This window comes from Butyrivibrio proteoclasticus (assembly GCF_900115735.1).
Classification (GTDB): Bacteria; Bacillota; Clostridia; order Lachnospirales; family Lachnospiraceae; genus Butyrivibrio; species Butyrivibrio proteoclasticus_B.
The window spans coordinates 1-2,579 of sequence record NZ_FOXO01000067.1 but is presented as its reverse complement, the minus strand read 5'-3'; the positions used below and the strand labels follow the sequence as shown (position 1 = coordinate 2,579).

General features: G+C 44.3%; 2 protein-coding genes. Both read left to right on the top strand.

Annotation, left to right across the window (positions count from 1 at the left end):
* The first annotated feature begins 163 nt into the window (after window positions 1-163).
* On the top strand, window positions 164-1,714 hold the full coding sequence (gene istA / locus BM146_RS18875) for an IS21 family transposase (RefSeq protein ID WP_074883001.1): 1,551 nt from the start codon (window positions 164-166) through the stop codon (window positions 1,712-1,714).
* Entirely contained in the window at window positions 1,711-2,487 is a 777-nt protein-coding gene (istB, locus tag BM146_RS18870; protein ID WP_074882995.1) for an IS21-like element helper ATPase IstB, read from the top strand. Before istA ends, istB begins: the two co-directional genes overlap by 4 nt.
* Window positions 2,488-2,579: the final 92 nt, after the last annotated feature.

The window sequence follows — 2,579 nt, the reverse complement described above, 5'->3', positions numbered from 1 at the left end:
TGAATAATCTGGGGCTATTTGAGCCGCCTGTCCGGTGAAAATGAGCCATCATTCCGTTTTGGGATGAGCCACTCTACCGGTGTCATTGAGCCACTATCTTGATCTAACTAAAATGAATATATGCGCGTTATTGCGTAAATTCATTTTAAGGAGGGTCAAGTTTATGACCAAATATCGAGAAATCCTAAGACTTAAAAGTCTGGGATTCAGCGAACGGAACATTGCTCTATCGGTTCCATGTTCGCGAAACACTGTGTCCAAGGTTGTAAAAAGCGCAGAAGAAAAAGGAATCTCCTGGCCGCTACCTGAAGGCACAACTGATGCGGATCTGGAGAAGCAGCTTTCCTCATCACCGGCATCAATAACCACTAAGCGAATGCCTGATTTTAACTACATTCGCAAAGAACTTCTGAAGAACGGCGTTTCCAAGAAGCTCCTGTGGACTGAATACATGGAAGATTGTCGCCAGGCTGGCGAAGAACCTCTTATGTATTCCCAGTTCTGTTATTATATCCAACAGGACGAAAACAAGCGTCGTGCTACCATGCATATCAACCGAAAGCCCGGTGAACAGGTTGAGGTTGACTGGGCTGGCGATACAGCCAAGCTTGTTGACCCGTATACTGGCGAAATAACCGAAGTATATATCTTCGTTGGTGTAATGACATACAGTCAGTATGCTTTTGTTGAGGCTTTTCCTGATGAAAAGCAGCAGTCATGGATAACCGCTCATATCCACATGTATGATTACTTTGGCGGTGTAGCCAAGATCCTTGTTCCGGACAATTGTAAAACTGCAGTGATTCACAACAACAGTTGGAAGGATCCGAGGATTAATGCGATATATCACGAACTTGCCGAACATTACGGAACTGCCATTATACCTGCAAGAGTAAGAAAACCAAAGGATAAACCTAATGCTGAAGGAAGCGTAGGCAATATATCCACATGGATCGTAGCTGCTCTACGCAATGAACAGTTTTTTACTCTGGCAGAACTCAACGCCGCAATAATGAAAAAGCTGGAAGAATTTAATCACCGCCCCTTCCAAAAGAAAGAGGGCAGCCGATATGAGCTCTTCCACGACGAAGAATTACCATTGCTGGTCCCATTACCTGCTACCCGCTATGAACTGGCGGAATGGAAACAAGCCACCGTTCAGTTCAATTATCACATAGCAGTTGATGGAATGCTATACTCAATTCCTTACGAATACATCGGCAAGAAAGTCGACGTAAGGATTACAGGAACCATAATCGAAGTTTTCTATAACCAGAACCGTATTGCCTCTCACAGGCGTTTATACGGCCGACAAGGTCAATATAGCACTGTTACAGAGCACATGCCTGAAGAACATCAGCACTACCTTGAGTGGAATGGTGATCGTTTCCGTAAATGGGCAGAAGGGATCGGTGATAACACAGCAAAAGTCATAGATGCAATCCTCCGTTCAAAACGGGTAGAACAACAATCGTACAGAGCCTGTATGGGACTGTTAAAAATGGCAGATAGATATTCGCCAACACGTCTAGAAGAAGCCTGTAAAACAGCTCTTTCATACACACAGAGCCCAAGCTATAAGAGCGTAAGCAACATCCTTGCAGCATCAAAGAAAAACGCTTCAGAAAGCGAAGGCAAAAATTCTGATACCCATAAATCAAGCGCAAATGGCATCACCAGAGGCGCTGATTACTACAGGAGGAAACGCTCATGACAAACCAATCAACAATAGACAAGTTAATCGAAATGAGACTTACATCAATGGCGGATGCATTCCGCGTTCAGGAAAAGGATCCTTCCATGAAGGAAATGTCCTTTGAAGACCGATTTGGGCTTCTTGTTGATACAGAATATACCAACCGTAAGAGCAACAGGCTCAAAAGACTCATCAAGAACGCTGAATTTGACCAACCGTCCGCGAGTGTAGTGGATATAGACTACACTTCGGGAAGAAAGCTCAATAAGGAACTGATAAAGAGACTTGCCAGCTGTGAATATATCGCAGATTACCGCAACATCTTTATCACCGGAGCCACAGGCAGTGGAAAAAGCTATATGGCATGTGCCTTTGGAATGGAGGCATGTAAGCATTACTACAACACCAAGTATGTAAGACTTCCAGATCTTCTTATAGACTTAAGAACAGCCAGAGAAAATGGCACATACAAAAAGGTGTTATCCAAGTATTCCAATCCTACGCTCCTTATCCTGGATGAGTGGCTATTAATGAAACCTACACCAGAAGAGCAGACAGACATCTTTGAGCTGCTCCACAGAAGGAGAAAGAGATCCTCCACCATCTTCTGCTCTCAATATACAAAAGAGGGTTGGTATGAACAGCTCGGAGGAGATGATTCCCCTCTGGCAGATGCTATACTAGATCGTATCGTACATGACGGATACGTCATCAACATCGTTCCAATAGATCCATCCAAGGATCTTTCCATGCGAGAGGTTTATGGTTTATCAGAAACTGACCGTATGTAATTGTAAAGGTACAAATAAAGGTGGCTCACGCTTGTCCGGACACGTGGCTCACGCCACACCGGATAGGCGGCTCCGCCGCACAAGAATATTCA

Excerpts from the sequence above, each read along its gene's own strand:
- istA (WP_074883001.1), top strand. The coding sequence starts at position 164 with ATGACCAAATATCGAGAAATCCTAAGACTTAAAAGTCTGGGATTCAGC.
- istB (WP_074882995.1), top strand. The coding sequence starts at position 1,711 with ATGACAAACCAATCAACAATAGACAAGTTAATCGAAATGAGACTTACA.